A 15,546-nucleotide genomic window follows, 5' to 3' on the forward strand; every position below is an offset into this window, starting at 1 on the left:
CAACATGACCATTAAGCCCGCTTCAATTCCACAATATCCGCACTCGATCTAACCGTGTCCAAATAATCGGCCCATTTCTGCATAATGCCCCGCCGTTCTTCCAGATAATTAGTACGAACGTAAGCCGCCTCAGTCTGATTTTCAATTGCATGTGATAGCATCGCTTCCAGCACCTCACGCCGATATCCCATTTCACCCAAAATAGTACGCGCAAGGCTTCGGAAGCCGTGCCCGGTCATCCTGCCTTTATAACCAATGGTTTCAATAATTTTCAATATCGTATTTTCACTGATAACCCGCCCGTGCGTATTTCGATTCGGAAATACAAAATCGCCACCGCCAGTAATTGGGAAGAGTGCGCGTAAGATCGCTACAACCTGAGATGATAGGGGTACGGTGTGGGCCTTGCGCTTGCCGTGCTTGCCTTTGCGTCCCTGCTGTTCTTCAGGAATCACCCATAACCCTTCATCAAGATCAAAATCACACCATTTTGCGAAGCGTACTTCGCTGGTACGGGTTGCAGTCAACATAACCAACTTAAAAGCTGATATTGCAATAGGTGACACCTTATCTAAACTCTCGTAAGCTGCAACCGCACGCAAAAAAACAGGCAATTCAGCAGGACTGATACATTTAAAATTTATTGTCTTTGGACGCTCAACCAGCGCGATTCTAATATCTGCAACCGGATTGTATTTAGCCCGCCCTGTGGCTATCGCATACTTGAATACTGCGCCAATTGATTGCCCTAACCTGTCACGTGTTTCATAATTCTTACGTTCTTCCAGATCACGCAATACCGCCACGACATCCAGAGGCTCAATCTCACTGATCGGCCTATCACCAAGCTTTGGAAAAGCATAGCGTTCCAAATTAACTAACCACTGCTTGGCGTGACCTGCCGTCCATGTTGGTACTTTGATTGGGTGATACTCCAACGCGATACTCTTAAAGCTGTTTGTAACTTCCGCTGTTGCAGTTTGCCTGGCAGCTTTCTTGGTTCCGCAAGGGTCAACACCATTTTTTATCTGCTTACGCGCCTCTTCGCGCCGTTCTCTCGCTTCAACCAAGGCTACGTCAGGATAAACACCAATAGCCAAAGTTTTACGTTTACCATCAAAGCGATAATCAAGTCGCCAGTATTTACCGCCATTCGGGTGAATGAGCAAATACAAACCACCGCCATCACTCAACTTCTGCGGTTTATCGGTCGCCTTAGTTTTACTTACCTTAACCGCAGTGAGTGCCATTAATATCCCTTTTATGACGGTATATTTCAATTTGACGGTATATTTTCTTATACCGTGACGGTACAAATGGAAATATACCGTCATTTGTCGTGGGATTCAATGACACCATTTGACAACGAATGAACGTAAAAAAACCCGCAAATCCTTATAGATAGCGGGTTTAATTAGCTTTTTGATACTGTTTGAAACCGTTTGAAAACGATTAAATACCAGTCCTGGCGGAGGCTGTGAGATTCGAACTCACGGAAGGTTTCCCTTCGGCAGTTTTCAAGACTGCTGGTTTAAACCACTCACCCAAACCTCCATGTCTGTTACGACAGATGCGCATTTTAACTGAAAAATAACGATTCAACCACCCTATTTGCAGTTCGTTTTTCGTCACATTATTACATTCTTTGTCAGTTCCACTCTGGTTTAGCAGGGCCGCATTTAATAAAACAACAATAAATCAATGACATTAGCCATTGGTATGATGTATGCTCAATTCAGAATAGATTATAAAAACAATATCACTACGATGCTCAATGAATTATTCGACAAATTCCGTATTAAACCCGCGCCAGCAATCTCTACGCCTCTGGACAGTTTAACTACGACCCATAAATGGGTTGAGCATCTCCAACAACTGCACGAGTATGAAGCTCACCAGCAAGTTGTCCTTTTACTCGATACCTACAACCGCTCAAAAGTCCCTTTTGATATCCAGCGTCTGCATATTTTAGGCGCAATTGAACACGCCGGTTCCAAATTGCAGCATGGCCTTATCACTCAGTTTTTAAAAAATCATGCTGATTACAAATATGCCGGAAAGTCGCTGTGGCAGGAGATAGTTGCGTTTTACTGGCAGCTTGCCCAGGCATATCAGGAAATGGCCAACACTATTCTGCATCATCAGCAAAGGGATAGCACCGCGTTGCCGACTATGGTATTGCGCGCGATACATTACCTGGGTAAGTTAATTCAATGGCGATATTTCCGTTATGAACTGCCCTCAGCTCAAACCTGGCACACCCTGCACAAGCTCTACAAATTAGCCGAACTACATGGCTTCGCTAAACAAAGCATGGTGCTCAAAGGTAGCGCTTATTGCAGTTGCGAACAGGCCTATGCAAGAATTTTACTGTTGCATCTGATGCGGCCGGTAGGTTTATCGCCCAGTGAAATTGAGTTGGCCGCCTACTGGGCATGGAAGTGGCGGGAATCAATTGTGTTCAGCAAAGAATTTGATGCCAACATGCACAGTCACTGCATAGCGTTGTCTGATAGCTTACCTCCGCAGGCAATTAATGGCCACGCCGTAGCATTAGATTCAGCAAGGTATTGGGCAATTAATGATGTTGTTGCGCAAATGGACAGGGTAAAGTCGAATACGGGTAGCCAGACCAAACTAATCAAGCTGTATGGCGTGCCTTATGCAGATAGTCCCAATGTCTTATTACAGCATATTCATGCGAAACTCACGAGCACCACGACGCCTGCTGAAAATTCCGTGTTTGATATGCCCGCAACGGTGAAGCTAAGCTGTGGTGTCAGATCCATTCTCAATGCATTTAAAGATACAGCGCCCAGCCCACAAGCTACCGCGTACTACCAGGCGACAGGTCACCCAAGCGAAGCCTATTACCGCTTGAGCATGGCCCCTGATGACGCCACTTGCAACGTGAAAGCGCACGACTTGCTTATCAGCTTTGATCAGAGCAATCGCCACATTCAAACATTATCGGCAATACGCTGGATGGAACAGTCCGCCAGTTCCACAATCACCCTCGGCATGGAACGCCTTGGGTGTTCACCGCAACTAATCAAGCTGCACGCGGTACAGGATGCAATTGCGCCTAGCCCGTTTATGCTGGCGGCAGATCAGTTAGTGTTTGTCGGTATCGCTGAAAAGCTGGCAACGACGCTGGTTAGCTTTCAGCACATGAAGCACAAGTATTACGATATGCAGGAAGGGGATTATATTTACCGGATTCGCATCCAGTTCTTACTGGAACAGAAACCAGGCTGGCTACGGGTACAATTCGTGCGTTTAACGCGCAGGTATCAGCCTGCTTAACGATTCCGACGTTCAATATCGCCAACATGGAATTCGAACTCGCCCTTGCGGCGATCTTCGAAATACTGACGCAGCGTTTTTTCTATGGTCAGAAATGCAATCTCATCCCAGGGAATCTCTTCCTCGGTAAAGAGTGCCACTTCCAGACTCTCTTCCCCGGCAGCAAAATCCAGATCTAGCAATCTGGCGCGAAACATCAGATACACCTGACTGATGTAAGGCAGGTTATAGAGGGTGAATAAATGGGAAATTTCCACTCGCGCGCCAGCTTCTTCCAGGGTTTCGCGTAAAGCACCTTGCTGGGTGCTTTCACCGTTTTCCATAAAGCCGGCAGGTAACGTCCATTTTCCGTATTGAGGTTCAATGGCGCGCTTGCATAGCAGCACTTTGTCTTCCCATTCCGGCAAGCAACCAACCACCATTTTCGGATTCTGATAATGTATGGTTTGACAATCCGCACACACAAAACGCAAGCGATTGTCACCAGTGGGGATAAGTTGACTGACCAGACTGCCGCATTCACTGCAAAATTTCATAGCGATTCTCCAAACGCATTAATCCGCATTAACCGTTGCGGGACTATCGCGCCATCAGCCTGCAAATTAACCAATCCCAGAAAAGTCGTCTGCTGATAAGCGCGCATCAAACCTGTTATGGTTACATCGCCGCTATAATTCGGCTGCTGTCCTTGTAACAGGGATTTGGCTTCCGCAACATTCAAAGCCACTGCCGGCAAATAACTAATCAGACCATCCACTGCTGCTAATCGAGCATCACGCTGGGGCAAATCATCCTGCTCCAACTGCGCAAGCGTTACCGCATCAGCCAAATTAAAACCGCCACTTGCCAGGCGTGTCAGCCGGGTCAAATGTGCGCCGCAACCGAGCTTCAGACCGATATCCTCAGCAAGAGTTCGGATATAAGTACCTGCGCTACAGGTCACATCTATGCTTAGCGTGTCACCGCCCCATGCCAATATCTCGATATTACGAATATGAACAGGGCGGGCGGGTCGGTCTATGGTAATTCCGGCTCGCGCATATTCATACAGGGGTTTACCCTGATATTTAAGCGCTGAATACATGGGGGGAGTTTGCATGGTATGGCCAAGGAATCTAGAAACAACTTCTGCTACCTGCTCCCCGCTAGTATTAACGGGACGCGTTTCCAGTATCTCACCTTCCGGATCACCCGTCGTTGTGGTGACGCCAAGCTGCAACACAGCACGATAGCGTTTATCTGCTTCAAGTTGATATTGGGAAAATTTGGTTGCTTCGCCAAAACATAATGGCAGCAGGCCATCTGCGAAAGGATCAAGTGTGCCGGTATGCCCGGCCTTTTCGGCCTGATATAAACGCTTGGCAATTTGTAATGCGGTATTAGAAGTGATACCGACCGGCTTGTTGAGCAACAATACCCCGTGAACCGGTCGTTTAATGCGTTTTACTTGTATCACTCGTGATTATCGTCCGGCCTAGCTGTGTCAGCGGCAACCGCTTCGTCAATCAAGCGGGATAATTCCGCTCCACGCGCCACTGAAGTATCGTAAACAAACGTTATTTGCGGCACGATACGCAGACGCATACGCGGCCCCAGTTGCGAGCGGATAAAGCCGGCAGCATGGTTCAACGCATGCGCAGCTTCTTGCGCCCGTTCCAGGCTCTCAAACACGGTGAAGTAGACTTTCGCATGTTCCAGATCATGGGTAACCACGACCTCGGTGATCGTAATCATACCCACTCGCGGATCATGTATCTCAGTCCGGATAATATCGGCTAATTCGCGCTGTATCTGCTCAGCAACACGACGGGAGCGTGGATAATCCTTAGCCATTATAAGCTACGCGCCACCTGAACAACTTCATACGCTTCAAGCTTGTCGCCTACTTCCAGCGCATTGAAGTTCTTTACCGACAGACCGCAGTCGTAACCGAATTTCACTTCCTTGACGTCGTCTTTGAAACGCTTCAGCGAATCAAGTTCGCCATCATGGATGACTTCATTATTACGCATGACACGAACACGCTGACCGCGTTTGATAACACCGTCCAGCACATGGCAACCCAGCACTGTACCGATCTTGGAGATTACATATACCTCACGCACCTCAGCCATACCGGTGATGTTCTCTTTCAGATCAGGCGTCAACATGCCGGACAATGCGGCTTTAACCAGATCCACAACTTCATAAATGATGTTGTAGTAACGGATATCGACGCCCAGCGTTTCAGCCAGTTTACGAGCAGCAGCATCAGCGCGGGTATTGAAGCCGATAATGACTGCTTTGGACGCCATCGCCAAGTTCACATCAGACTCGGAAATGGTACCTACCGCATTATGCAGAATATCGACCTTGACTTCGTTGGTAGATATTTTCTGTAACGAAGTAGACAAGGCTTCAGCAGAACCCTGTACGTCAGCCTTGATAATCAGCGGCAGACGTTTCGCTTCGCCATCGCCCATTTGCTCCATGATACTTTCGAGTTTGGCAGCCTGGCGTTTAGCCAGTTGCACATCACGGAATTTACCTTGACGGAACAACGCGATTTCGCGGGCTTTGCGCTCGTCCTGCAGCACCATTGCATCTTCACCTGCCTTAGGCACATCGGACAAACCTTGAATCTCGACCGGAATCGATGGACCCGCTTCCAGAACCGGCTTGCCGTCTTCATCCAGCATGGCCCGAACCCGGCCATACACGCCGCCAGCCAGCAGTACATCACCACGCTTCAACGTACCCGACTGTACCAGCAGCGTTGCTACCGGACCACGCCCTTTATCCAGACGCGCTTCAATAATCACGCCTTTGGCCGGTGCATCTTTAGCCGCTTTAAGCTCCAGCACTTCAGCCTGAAGCAGAATGGCTTCAATCAAACCATTGATGTTAGTGCCTTTCTTGGCAGAAACTTCAACGAATTGGGTATCACCGCCCCAGTCCTCAGGTACAACGCCCTGCGCAACCAGTTCCTGACGAATACGCTCGCCATTGGCTTCCGGCTTGTCTATTTTGTTGACTGCAACCACCATCGGCACATTAGCCGCTTTAGCATGGTGGATTGCTTCAATTGTTTGCGGCATCACGCCATCATCAGCAGCAACTACCAGCACTACCAAGTCAGTTACCTTGGCACCACGTGCACGCATTGCGGTAAACGCTTCGTGACCCGGGGTATCAAGGAAAGTCACCATGCCGTGATCAGTCTCAACGTGATAAGCACCAATGTGCTGGGTAATACCACCCGCTTCACCACTGGCGACACGCGCCCGGCGAATTGCATCGAGCAGCGATGTCTTACCATGGTCAACGTGACCCATAACGGTCACAACTGGTGCACGTGATAACAACTCTACTTCATGTTTTTCAGACTCATCCAGGAATGATTCCGGCGTATCCAATGGAGCAGGCTTGGCAACGTGCCCCATTTCCTCTACCACAATCATTGCTGTTTCTTGATCAAGTACCTGGTTAATCGTCACCATGCTACCCATTTTCATGAGCGTTTTGATAACTTCAGCAGCCTTAACCGACATTTTATGCGACAACTCGGCAACCGTAATTGTTTCCGGCACCATCACTTCTTGGACGATAGGCTCAGTTGGCGCACTGAATGCATTTGCTGCATCACTGTCGGATTTATGATGTCTGCCACCACCCTTGCGATTACGCCATGCGTCACCCCCCGTGTCGCCACGCGACTTGATACCGCGTTTTTTGGCCTGCATATCATTCCATGCAGTATCTTTGGTTTTGACGGGAGCTGCCGGTTTAGGTTTTTTATCAACCGGCTTGGGTTTTTCACCTGGTTTTGCTGGTGCTTTGTGCAAGGTACCTTCAGTAGTTGCCGGCTTGGCAACTACTGGTGGCGGATTCTTAGCAGCTTCTGCCGCGGCTTCTACAGCAGCCGCCTGATCTTCAATCTGTTGTTTGCGCTTCAGTTCACGCTCTTGCTTAAGGCGAATTTCTTCAGCCTGACGCTCATGTAACGCAGAATGTCGACGCGCTTCGTCAGCGCGACGCGCCAGCTCCGACTCATCCAACACTGGCCTTACTATGCGCCGGCGCTGCAATACCGGCTCTGCTGCCGCCGCATCCTGCGCTGGTGCAACTTCTGTTTCGACTTTCGGCACTTCCACAATTTGAGCAGGCTCAGCTTGCACAACTTCTGCGCTGACTTCTACCACAGGCGCAACTGCCACTTCGACTACAGGCACTTCAACCGGAGCCGGCTTAACCTCTTCTACAACTTCAATTATTTCCGCAACAGTTTCAGCAGGCGCCATCACTTCTTCAGCATGCTGCGCTTGCAATTCGGTTTCAGCTTCTGCTGACAAACCAGTATCAACTGGTTCCGATTCCTGTCCTGAGGTCACTTCATTTGCCAGAGGGGTTTCACGCTTCACCAGCACCCGTTTTTTACGCACTTCAACCTGAATAGTCCGCGCTTTGCCGGTACTATCCGATTTTTTGATTTCGGTGGTTTCCTTGCGGGTTAGCGTGATTTTACTTTTCACGTCGGTTGCACCGTGCTTTTTGCTTAAATAATCCAGCAAGCGAGCTTTATCCTGCTCGGTGACAGCATCCACAGCCGCCGATTTTTCTACGCCGGCTGCACGCAACTGCTCCAGCAATAATCCGGTGGAGAGCTTTAGTTCTTGGGCAAATTGTTCTACATTCATATCAGGGCTGTCGAGGCTTTCTCTACTAATTTATTTATGCAAACCACGGCGCACGCGCCGCCATAATCAGTGTAGAAGCACGCTCAGCATCCACACCCGTCATTTCTACTAATTCATCTACGCCCAGCTCGGCCAGGTCTTCTGAATTGACAATACCATGCTCGGCCAACTGGCGCAGCATTTCACCGTCCATACTTTCTAATGATGCCAGATCATTGGAAACATTTTCCACTTTTTCTTCGCTGGCGATAGCATCAGTCAACAATGCATTACGCGCACGCGCACGCAATTCATTGACCAACTCTTCGTCAAACCCTTCAATTTCCAGCATTTCACCGATAGGCACATAAGCTACCTCTTCCACGCTGCAGAAACCTTCTTGCACCAGCATGTCGGCAACTTCTTCATCGACGTCGAGCTTTTCTACAAACAACGCCCGCACTGCCAATGCTTCCGTTTCATTTTTCTTCTGCGCCTCTTCAACGGTCATGATGTTCAGTTCCCATCCCGTCAATTCCGAAGCCAGGCGCACGTTTTGTCCGCTACGGCCAATGGCCTGCGCCAACTGGTCTTCTTCCAGCACGACATCCATGCTGTGTTTTTCTTCATCAACAACAATACTGCTAACCTCAGCAGGCGCCAGTGCATTAATCACAAACTGCGCAGGCTCTGGCGACCACAATATGATATCCACCCGTTCGCCAGCTAATTCACCAGTAACAGCCTGTACGCGCGAACCACGCATACCGACACAGGTACCAATCGGATCCAGACGCTGATCGTTTGATTTTACTGCAATTTTAGCGCGCGCGCCGGGATCGCGTGCAGCACCTTTAATCTCCAGTAGGCCCTCTTCAATTTCAGGCACTTCCAGCTCAAACAGCTTGGCGATAAATTCGGGTGCGGTGCGTGACAAAATCAGTTGCGGCCCACGTCCACTGCGCTCTACGCGCAACAGGAAAGCCCGGACCCGATCACCAACACGCAAATTCTCTTTCGGTATCATCTGATCGCGCGGCAACAAACCTTCCACACGGCCGGATTCTATGATGGCACTGCCGCGCTCCATACGCTTCACAGTACCGGTTACCAGATACTCTTTGCGATCCAGGAAATCCGTCAGAATCTGCTCACGTTCCGCATCACGGATACGCTGCAGAATAACCTGCTTGGCAGCCTGCGCACCAATGCGGCCAAATTCGACCGCTTCCAGTGGCTCTTCGACAAAATCGCCAACCTGCAAATCAGGATGAGATATCTGCGAATCTGTCCACGCAATCTGGCTTTCCGGGAATTCGTGGTCATTATCTTCAACAATTTCCCAGCAGCGGAATGCATGATAATCACCGGTATCACGGTCAATCACCACGCGAATATCAGCATCTTCCTGAAAACGTTTTTTGGTAGCCGAAGCCAAGGCTTGCTCTAATGCACCAAACACGATTTCTTTGTTTACATTTTTTTCTCTGGCTAATGCATCAACCAACAGTAAAATCTCGCGGCTCATTCTCGAAAACCTCCGGCCATTTTTAGCAATTACAGACTAGGAACCAAACGCGCAGTATCAATATTGGCGATATCCAACTTGATTAACTGCCCATCCACATCCAATTCAATTTGAGTTTCAGTAGCACCATGTATAGTGCCAATAAAACGACGTTGCCCAGCTAAGGCGACGCGCAATTTAACTTGCGCTTTTTCGCCCATGAAACGTTGATAATCCGCCAGTTTCTTCAGCGGCCTATCCATACCTGGCGACGACACTTCCAGTCGCTCGTAGGCTATATTTTCCACCACCAGCCAGTTACTCAAATGATTACTCACCAAGGTGCAATCATCCAGCGTAATACCTTCCGGCTTATCAATAAAGACGCGCAGCTGTCCACTCTTGACCGACATGGACATATCGACCAATTCATAGCCCAGACCTGCCAGGGTAGCTTCTATTAACGACTCTAACGACATACGCGTTCCACAAACAAAAAATGGGCTGAAAGCCCATAAACATCTTGCGGCTCAAAAAACCCAAGACAAAAATATAATCCTACTCACAACTTAAATCCAACTACTGGTGCCCGGAGCCGGAATCGAACCGGCACGCCGATCTCTCAGCGAGGGATTTTAAGTCCCTTGTGTCTACCTATTCCACCACCCGGGCGGTTGGAGGCGGGGGTCGGAATCGAACCGGCGTCCACGGCTTTGCAGGCCGCTGCATAACCACTCTGCCACCCCGCCAATCGCTCAGCGCTACATTAACCAAAACCCAGGAACTAAAAAGGGAAAGCACCAAGCTTTCCCTTTTCTTTTTGGGTCTTCCCTTATTATCGGGATTTCTCCATATTCTGGAGCGGGAAACGAGATTCGAACTCGCGACCTATACCTTGGCAAGGTATCGCTCTACCAGCTGAGCTATTCCCGCGTTAATGAGATGCGTATTCTACGGATTACGCGGCGTTTGTCAACACTTTCCTGACATATCAATTAAACGGGGTAATGAAGAAACGCGACTCCAGCGCCTCTAAACCGAACATAATCAACAACTCACGCAAACGTTCCGCCGCTTTTCGGCGTGGTAAATTTTTATAAGTTGCCACTATTAATTCATTCTTCATGGAGTGTTCCCAGCCGACCAGCTCGGTTACTGTGAGTTGATAACCATGGGCTTCCAGCTGCAAACAACGCAATACGTTAGTAATATGACTGCCGAACTCACGCGTATGGATAGGGTGTCGCCACACTTCGGCCAGCGCCCCACGCGCCAATGCCTGTGCCTTACCCTGGCGCAGAGTTGATGCCACTTCCGCCTGACAACACGGCACCAGCACCATGAACCTGGCCTGCTTCTGCAAACCAAAACGGATAGCGTCATCCGTTGCCGTGTCACATGCATGCAATGCAGTTACCACATCTATCTTCTCTGGCAGCAACGGCGAAGCCATGGAATCTGCTACCGACAGATTGAGAAATGACATACGCTCAAAATCCAGTTGCGCGGCCAGCTCAACCGAACTCTTCACCAGCGCTTCGCGCGTTTCGATACCAAATATATGCGACGCATCATTACGCTGTTTAAAAAACAGGTCATAAAGAATGAAACCCAGATAGGACTTCCCCGCACCGTGATCAACCAGCTGCACGTTTTCGCCCACTTCCTGCAGTAGCGGCTCTATGAACTGGTACAAGTGATACACCTGCTTTAACTTGCGCCGGCTATCCTGATTCAATTTGCCATCCCTGGTCAGGATATGCAAAGCCTTGAGCAACTCTATGGATTGGCCGGGTTTAATTTCAGGAATCGCAAACATCTCTATACTTTCTTATCAGCAGCAAATAGAACGCATTGTAACCGTACTGGGCAATGCCACCATCACGCGACAGTTTAATAGGTTAAAATAGCGGCTTTTAATGCTAAGGCAAAATCTCATGGATACGCTGTTTTTGCGTGATTTCAGACTGCAAATGATTATCGGTATTTACGAGTGGGAGCGCAAAGTGCCGCAAACCGTGCAGCTCGACCTGGAAATCGGTTTGCCGCACAGCCGCGCCTGCCAGACCGATGATGTGGCTGACTCGATTAACTATGCTGATGTTGCCCAGCGTATCCGCGACACCATTGCCCAGCGCGACTTCAATCTGGTAGAAGCGCTGGCCGAACATGTCGCGCAAGTGGTGCTAACTGAATTCGGCTCGCCCTGGATCAAAGTCTGCGTCACCAAGCTCGCTGTCGTCCGCGGCATCAAACAACTGGGTATCTGCATCGAACGCGGCCAAAAAACTTGAGCCCGGAGCTGATCGCCCTTTCCATCGGCATCCTGCTGGCCGCTTATTTCATCCGCGGCATATCCGGGTTTGGTTCCGGCCTGGTCGCCATTCCACTACTGGCGTTATGGCTGCCACTCACGTTTGTCGTACCGTTAATGCTGCTGCTGGATTTTTCCGCCTCGATTTTACTCAGCGGTGTGAATTTACGTCAGGTTAATTGGCGCGAAATCCGCACCCTGATTCCGCTCAGCGTGATTGGCATACTACTCGGCACGCATTTATTAACGAGCCTGCCGATGCAGCCGATGCTTATTACGCTGTCGGTATTTGTGGCTATTTTCGGTGTGCGTTCCCTACTCAACCTGCACGGCGACAAAGCTATTTCACGCTGGTGGGCAATTCCAGCCGGCTTAAGCGGCGGCACAGTTGGCGCATTATTCGGTACCGGCGGGCCACCTTACATTATTTACCTGGGGCATCGCATCAGCGACAAAACCGCATTGCGCGCCACTTTTTCCGGGTTAGTACTCATCGAAGGCTCGTTGCGCATCAGCAGTTTTGCATACGCAGGCCTGTTCTCCGACACCCGCCTGCTGTGGTCATATCTGGCCGCCATGCCTGTGGTCGCCCTTGGCCTGACATTAGGGCATCGCGCTCACGTCGGCCTCAGCCGTGAACAGATGATGCGTATGATCGGCCTGTTATTGATGGGCAGCAGCGTCAGCCTGATGGTCAAGGCCTTTGCCCTATAGCACATTCATCCTCGCGGATGATGTTTTGCGTGTAGCTGTTTCAAACGTTCACGCGCAACGTGAGTATAGATTTGCGTAGTGGCAATATCGGCATGCCCCAGCAACAACTGCACCACCCGCAAATCCGCACCGTGATTCAGCAAATGCGTGGCAAAAGCATGACGCAACACATGTGGTGACGGCAACTTCAACAATCCCACCTGGCGCGCGCGGCGTTTGATCAGATACCAGAACGCCTGCCGCGTCATCGCCTCACCGCGATTCGTCACAAACAGCGCATCACTTACCCGTCCATGCAGCAACTGTGGCCGGCCCAGTTGCACATACTGCAACAGCGCATCTACCGCCACCTCCCCCAAGGGCACCAGCCGCTCCTTGCTACCCTTGCCCATCACCTGCACCACGCCCATATCGCTATTCACGCTACGCAGATGCAGGCCAACCAGCTCCGACACACGCAAACCACTGGCATACAGGATTTCCAGCATCGCCCGGTCACGCAGCGCCAGCGGCTCGTCGCCGGCCGGAGCAGCAAGCAACGCCTCCACTTCGGCTTCGCTCATGGATTTGGGCAAACTGCGCGGCAACTTAGGGGAATCAATTTTCAAGGTAGGATCTTGTGCAATACGCCCGTCACGCAATGCCAGCCGGTAAAAGCGTTTATAGGCTGACAACTGGCGTGCGGTACTGCGCGGACTGGTATGGCGCGCATAACGGTAATGCAGATAGCTTTCCAGATCGGCCTGCGTGACCTCGATCAAGGCTTTATCCCCAAGCCAGTCCGCCAATTGCAGCAGATCGCGCCGATAACTCTGCAAGGTATTGGACGCCAGTCCATCCTCCAGCCAGATCAGGTCGCAAAAACCATCTATTGCCCGCTGTGAATCAGGGTTCATAACGCTGACTCGTGTTGTAACAACCAGTCTTTATACGATAACGCCGCACTATCCAGCCGGTGCATGAATCCGCCGCGATTCGTTTTACCCACAACCCGGTGACAAGGAATCAAAATGGGCAACGGATTAGCACCACATGCCTGACCGACCGCGCGCGGACTGGAGCCAATCAGCCGGGCAATATCGCCATAAGTACGCGTCTGCCCTGGCGGAATAGCCAGCAACGCCTGCCATACCCGCAACTGATGTGCGCTACCCTGATACGACAACGGCAAATCGAATCCCTGTGTCGGGTCGCGCCAGTATTCTGCTAACGCCACACTCAGTTGCTGCACCGGTACATCTGCAGCGCTGAGCAAAGCATAATCCAGCGGCAGGAAATCAATACGCTGCACTGCTTGCGCATCCGCCATCACCCCCAGATGCGCAAAAGGCGCAGCAATGACCGCCGTATAATTTAACTTAGCGGGCGCCGAGCGCATAGCTTGCGGCTGCTTGTTGCGCAGCGTCCGTACTGGTCTTCAATACTAGTTCATACTGCTGTCCGGCATCACCATGCAACCCCGCCTTATCCAGACTGGCCGCCGCATCCAGCCGAGCCTGCCAGGCGAAACCATCAGCCTGCGGCAATTGCGTCGCAGCTTGCAAATACCATTGCGCCGCCTGCGTCCATTGCTGCTCGGCATCCGCCAACTGCGCCAGGCGATGCAACACCACGCGGCGCTGCTCTGGCGCCACTACCGGCAACAGCCGCAGCAGCAAATCTCGCGCCGGCACTACCATCGACGGTTGTTGCGACAAACGTTGCACCACGGCCAGCATCTGCCAACCGGCAGCTAACCCTGCCACAGATTCGTGGTCCAGCCAGGCTGACACAACACGGCTAGCAGCTGGCCAATCCTGTTGTCGCGTAAATAGCAGCGCGCGGCGCACTTGCCAGTTTGCCCCATTCACCCCGTCAGGCAGCGTAGCTAAGTCACGCCACAAATCGGCCGCCAACTTATATTCCTTAGCATCCAGCGCTAACGCTCCCAAGCGGTAGCGTACTGTCGAATTAAAGGCTGAAGCTGGCAAACCCGGCCACGCAGATACGAATAAACGTAATGCTGCGCGATCGAGATGCTGGGCCAACAATTGTTCAAGCAGTTGCTGCTGTGCGGCACTACGCAATTCAGGATCTTTAGCGTCGCGTGCCAAATAGGCCCAGATAGCCCGTGCCATAACCGGGTCAGCAGCCGCTGACTCACGCGCCAGATCTGCCCAGCCGGCATCCGAACCAAACAACAGCAGCCGCACATTGCCAAAACTCTGGGTCAGGCCACGGTAAGATTTCCACAATGCCGCCGTATCTGCGGCATCAGATTCATTCGCCTGATTCAGCAAACGCTCGCTGATTTGTATCTGTAACTCAGGCGCATTCATTTGCGCAGCCAGCTTACGCGCCACCAATAACATCGGCGCACTCACATCAGCGTTGAGCACCGTTTGTAAATGCTGCCTGACTTCAGCATCCGATAGCTGCGTGCCATGCGCATCAATCAATGCCGCCAGAGGGTCAGCCGCAGATAATTGCACCCGCGCCCAGCTCACGTCCGACTCTCGCCCGGCTTGCAACACCGCCAGCGCATAATCATGCAGCAAGGCCTTGTCTACCCCGAATTCCTGTTGAAAGCGCAACATTACGCTGGACGCCTCGACATCCGGTTGTGGCAGCAAATGGCTTTGCACGACCAGCACCCGCAGCTCACGGTACTCCGCCTTGTCGCTGGGCAATACCCATAACAGCTGAGCCAGATAACCGCGCGCCAGAATGCCATCTCCTTTGCCTATGGCTGCCCGCGCAGCCTGCAATGCAGCCATATGCTTCACATCTTCCGGCGCGTCTGCTGGCAGAGCCGCCGCGCGCTTGAGCACCTCATCGGGCTGGCCGGTTTTGGCCAATAACCGCCACTGCCAGCGCAGCCAGTCCGCACGTGCATCCTGACTGGCTCGCTCAACCCCCTGATCCAGCCGCTGCAACGCCAATTGCGGCGCATCAGCCTCAGCCAGTTGTTTGACCTCATCCAAGCCATCCGCCAGCACTGCATTCTGGCTAGCGAACAGCAAGCCAAATCCGATTAAAAAATTAGATAGTTTCATTTTTGAGTTAAAATT

General features: G+C 51.1%; 14 protein-coding genes and 4 tRNA genes. 3 read left to right on the forward strand and 15 right to left on the reverse strand.

What is annotated here, in order from left to right; all coding sequences use genetic code 11:
• Positions 1-11: 11 nt before the first annotated feature.
• Together EJE49_RS05425 and EJE49_RS05430 are read right to left on the reverse strand one after the other, a co-directional pair.
• Positions 12-1,250, reverse strand: a complete 1,239-nt coding sequence (locus EJE49_RS05425; protein WP_124949399.1) for a tyrosine-type recombinase/integrase — start codon at positions 1,248-1,250, stop codon at positions 12-14.
• 216 nt (positions 1,251-1,466) lie between these two features.
• Positions 1,467-1,554: transfer RNA gene (locus tag EJE49_RS05430), tRNA-Ser, on the reverse strand.
• Between the two features lie 147 nt (positions 1,555-1,701).
• Here EJE49_RS05430 and EJE49_RS05435 point away from each other — a divergent pair.
• Positions 1,702-3,306, forward strand: coding sequence for a cyclic-di-GMP receptor FimW-related protein (locus EJE49_RS05435; RefSeq protein WP_189941720.1), 1,605 nt, complete (start codon positions 1,702-1,704; stop codon positions 3,304-3,306).
• Here EJE49_RS05435 and EJE49_RS05440 read toward each other — a convergent pair.
• From EJE49_RS05440 to EJE49_RS05485, 10 genes are all read right to left on the reverse strand, one after another.
• On the reverse strand, positions 3,303-3,842 hold the full coding sequence (locus tag EJE49_RS05440) for an NUDIX hydrolase (protein WP_124949401.1): 540 nt from the start codon (positions 3,840-3,842) through the stop codon (positions 3,303-3,305). The two genes, EJE49_RS05435 and EJE49_RS05440, sit on opposite strands and share 4 nt — an antisense overlap.
• Positions 3,839-4,759 carry a tRNA pseudouridine(55) synthase TruB gene (gene truB / locus EJE49_RS05445; RefSeq protein ID WP_124949774.1) on the reverse strand — a complete coding sequence of 307 codons (921 nt, stop codon included), beginning with the start codon at positions 4,757-4,759 and terminating at the stop codon, positions 3,839-3,841. The genes EJE49_RS05440 and truB overlap by 4 nt, the downstream gene beginning before the upstream one ends.
• Positions 4,759-5,139 (reverse strand): 30S ribosome-binding factor RbfA, encoded by a 381-nt coding sequence (rbfA, locus tag EJE49_RS05450; RefSeq protein WP_124949402.1) that lies wholly within the window; start codon positions 5,137-5,139, stop codon positions 4,759-4,761. The genes truB and rbfA overlap by 1 nt, the downstream gene beginning before the upstream one ends.
• Positions 5,139-7,982 carry a translation initiation factor IF-2 gene (gene infB / locus EJE49_RS05455; RefSeq protein WP_124949403.1) on the reverse strand — a complete coding sequence of 948 codons (2,844 nt, stop codon included), beginning with the start codon at positions 7,980-7,982 and terminating at the stop codon, positions 5,139-5,141. The genes rbfA and infB overlap by 1 nt, the downstream gene beginning before the upstream one ends.
• A 34-nt stretch (positions 7,983-8,016) precedes the next feature.
• Positions 8,017-9,489 carry a transcription termination factor NusA gene (gene nusA / locus EJE49_RS05460; protein ID WP_124949404.1) on the reverse strand — a complete coding sequence of 491 codons (1,473 nt, stop codon included), beginning with the start codon at positions 9,487-9,489 and terminating at the stop codon, positions 8,017-8,019.
• Between the two features lie 29 nt (positions 9,490-9,518).
• On the reverse strand, positions 9,519-9,947 hold the full coding sequence (rimP, locus tag EJE49_RS05465) for a ribosome maturation factor RimP (RefSeq protein WP_124949405.1): 429 nt from the start codon (positions 9,945-9,947) through the stop codon (positions 9,519-9,521).
• Between the two features lie 104 nt (positions 9,948-10,051).
• Positions 10,052-10,140, reverse strand: a tRNA-Leu gene (locus EJE49_RS05470).
• Positions 10,141-10,143: 3 nt separating this feature from the next.
• Positions 10,144-10,217 (reverse strand) — tRNA-Cys (locus tag EJE49_RS05475).
• A gap of 108 nt (positions 10,218-10,325) precedes the next feature.
• Positions 10,326-10,401: transfer RNA gene (locus tag EJE49_RS05480), tRNA-Gly, on the reverse strand.
• 58 nt (positions 10,402-10,459) lie between these two features.
• A complete protein-coding gene (locus EJE49_RS05485; protein ID WP_124949406.1) occupies positions 10,460-11,287 on the reverse strand; it encodes a class I SAM-dependent methyltransferase in 828 nt (275 codons plus the stop codon).
• 118 nt (positions 11,288-11,405) lie between these two features.
• Here EJE49_RS05485 and folB point away from each other — a divergent pair, with 118 nt between their 5' ends.
• Entirely contained in the window at positions 11,406-11,762 is a 357-nt protein-coding gene (folB, locus tag EJE49_RS05490) for a dihydroneopterin aldolase (RefSeq protein ID WP_124949407.1), read from the forward strand.
• Entirely contained in the window at positions 11,759-12,496 is a 738-nt protein-coding gene (locus EJE49_RS05495; RefSeq protein ID WP_223246763.1) for a sulfite exporter TauE/SafE family protein, read from the forward strand. The genes folB and EJE49_RS05495 overlap by 4 nt, the downstream gene beginning before the upstream one ends.
• Positions 12,497-12,501: 5 nt before the next feature.
• Here the strand turns inward: EJE49_RS05495 and xerD are convergent, their stop codons facing one another.
• The 3 genes from xerD to EJE49_RS05510 are packed head-to-tail and all read right to left on the reverse strand — an operon-like array spanning position 12,502 to position 15,531.
• The gene (gene xerD / locus EJE49_RS05500; protein WP_124949408.1) at positions 12,502-13,392 is read right to left on the reverse strand and encodes a site-specific tyrosine recombinase XerD; all 891 of its coding nucleotides are present in this window, start codon (positions 13,390-13,392) and stop codon (positions 12,502-12,504) included.
• Complete coding sequence (locus EJE49_RS05505) at positions 13,389-13,874, reverse strand: methylated-DNA--[protein]-cysteine S-methyltransferase (protein ID WP_124949409.1); 486 nt, start codon at positions 13,872-13,874, stop codon at positions 13,389-13,391. Before EJE49_RS05505 ends, xerD begins: the two co-directional genes overlap by 4 nt.
• On the reverse strand, positions 13,855-15,531 hold the full coding sequence (locus EJE49_RS05510) for a hypothetical protein (RefSeq protein ID WP_124949410.1): 1,677 nt from the start codon (positions 15,529-15,531) through the stop codon (positions 13,855-13,857). The genes EJE49_RS05505 and EJE49_RS05510 overlap by 20 nt, the downstream gene beginning before the upstream one ends.
• Positions 15,532-15,546: the final 15 nt, after the last annotated feature.

The organism is Sulfuriferula thiophila (assembly GCF_003864975.1).
Lineage (GTDB): Bacteria > Pseudomonadota > Gammaproteobacteria > Burkholderiales > Sulfuriferulaceae > Sulfuriferula > Sulfuriferula thiophila.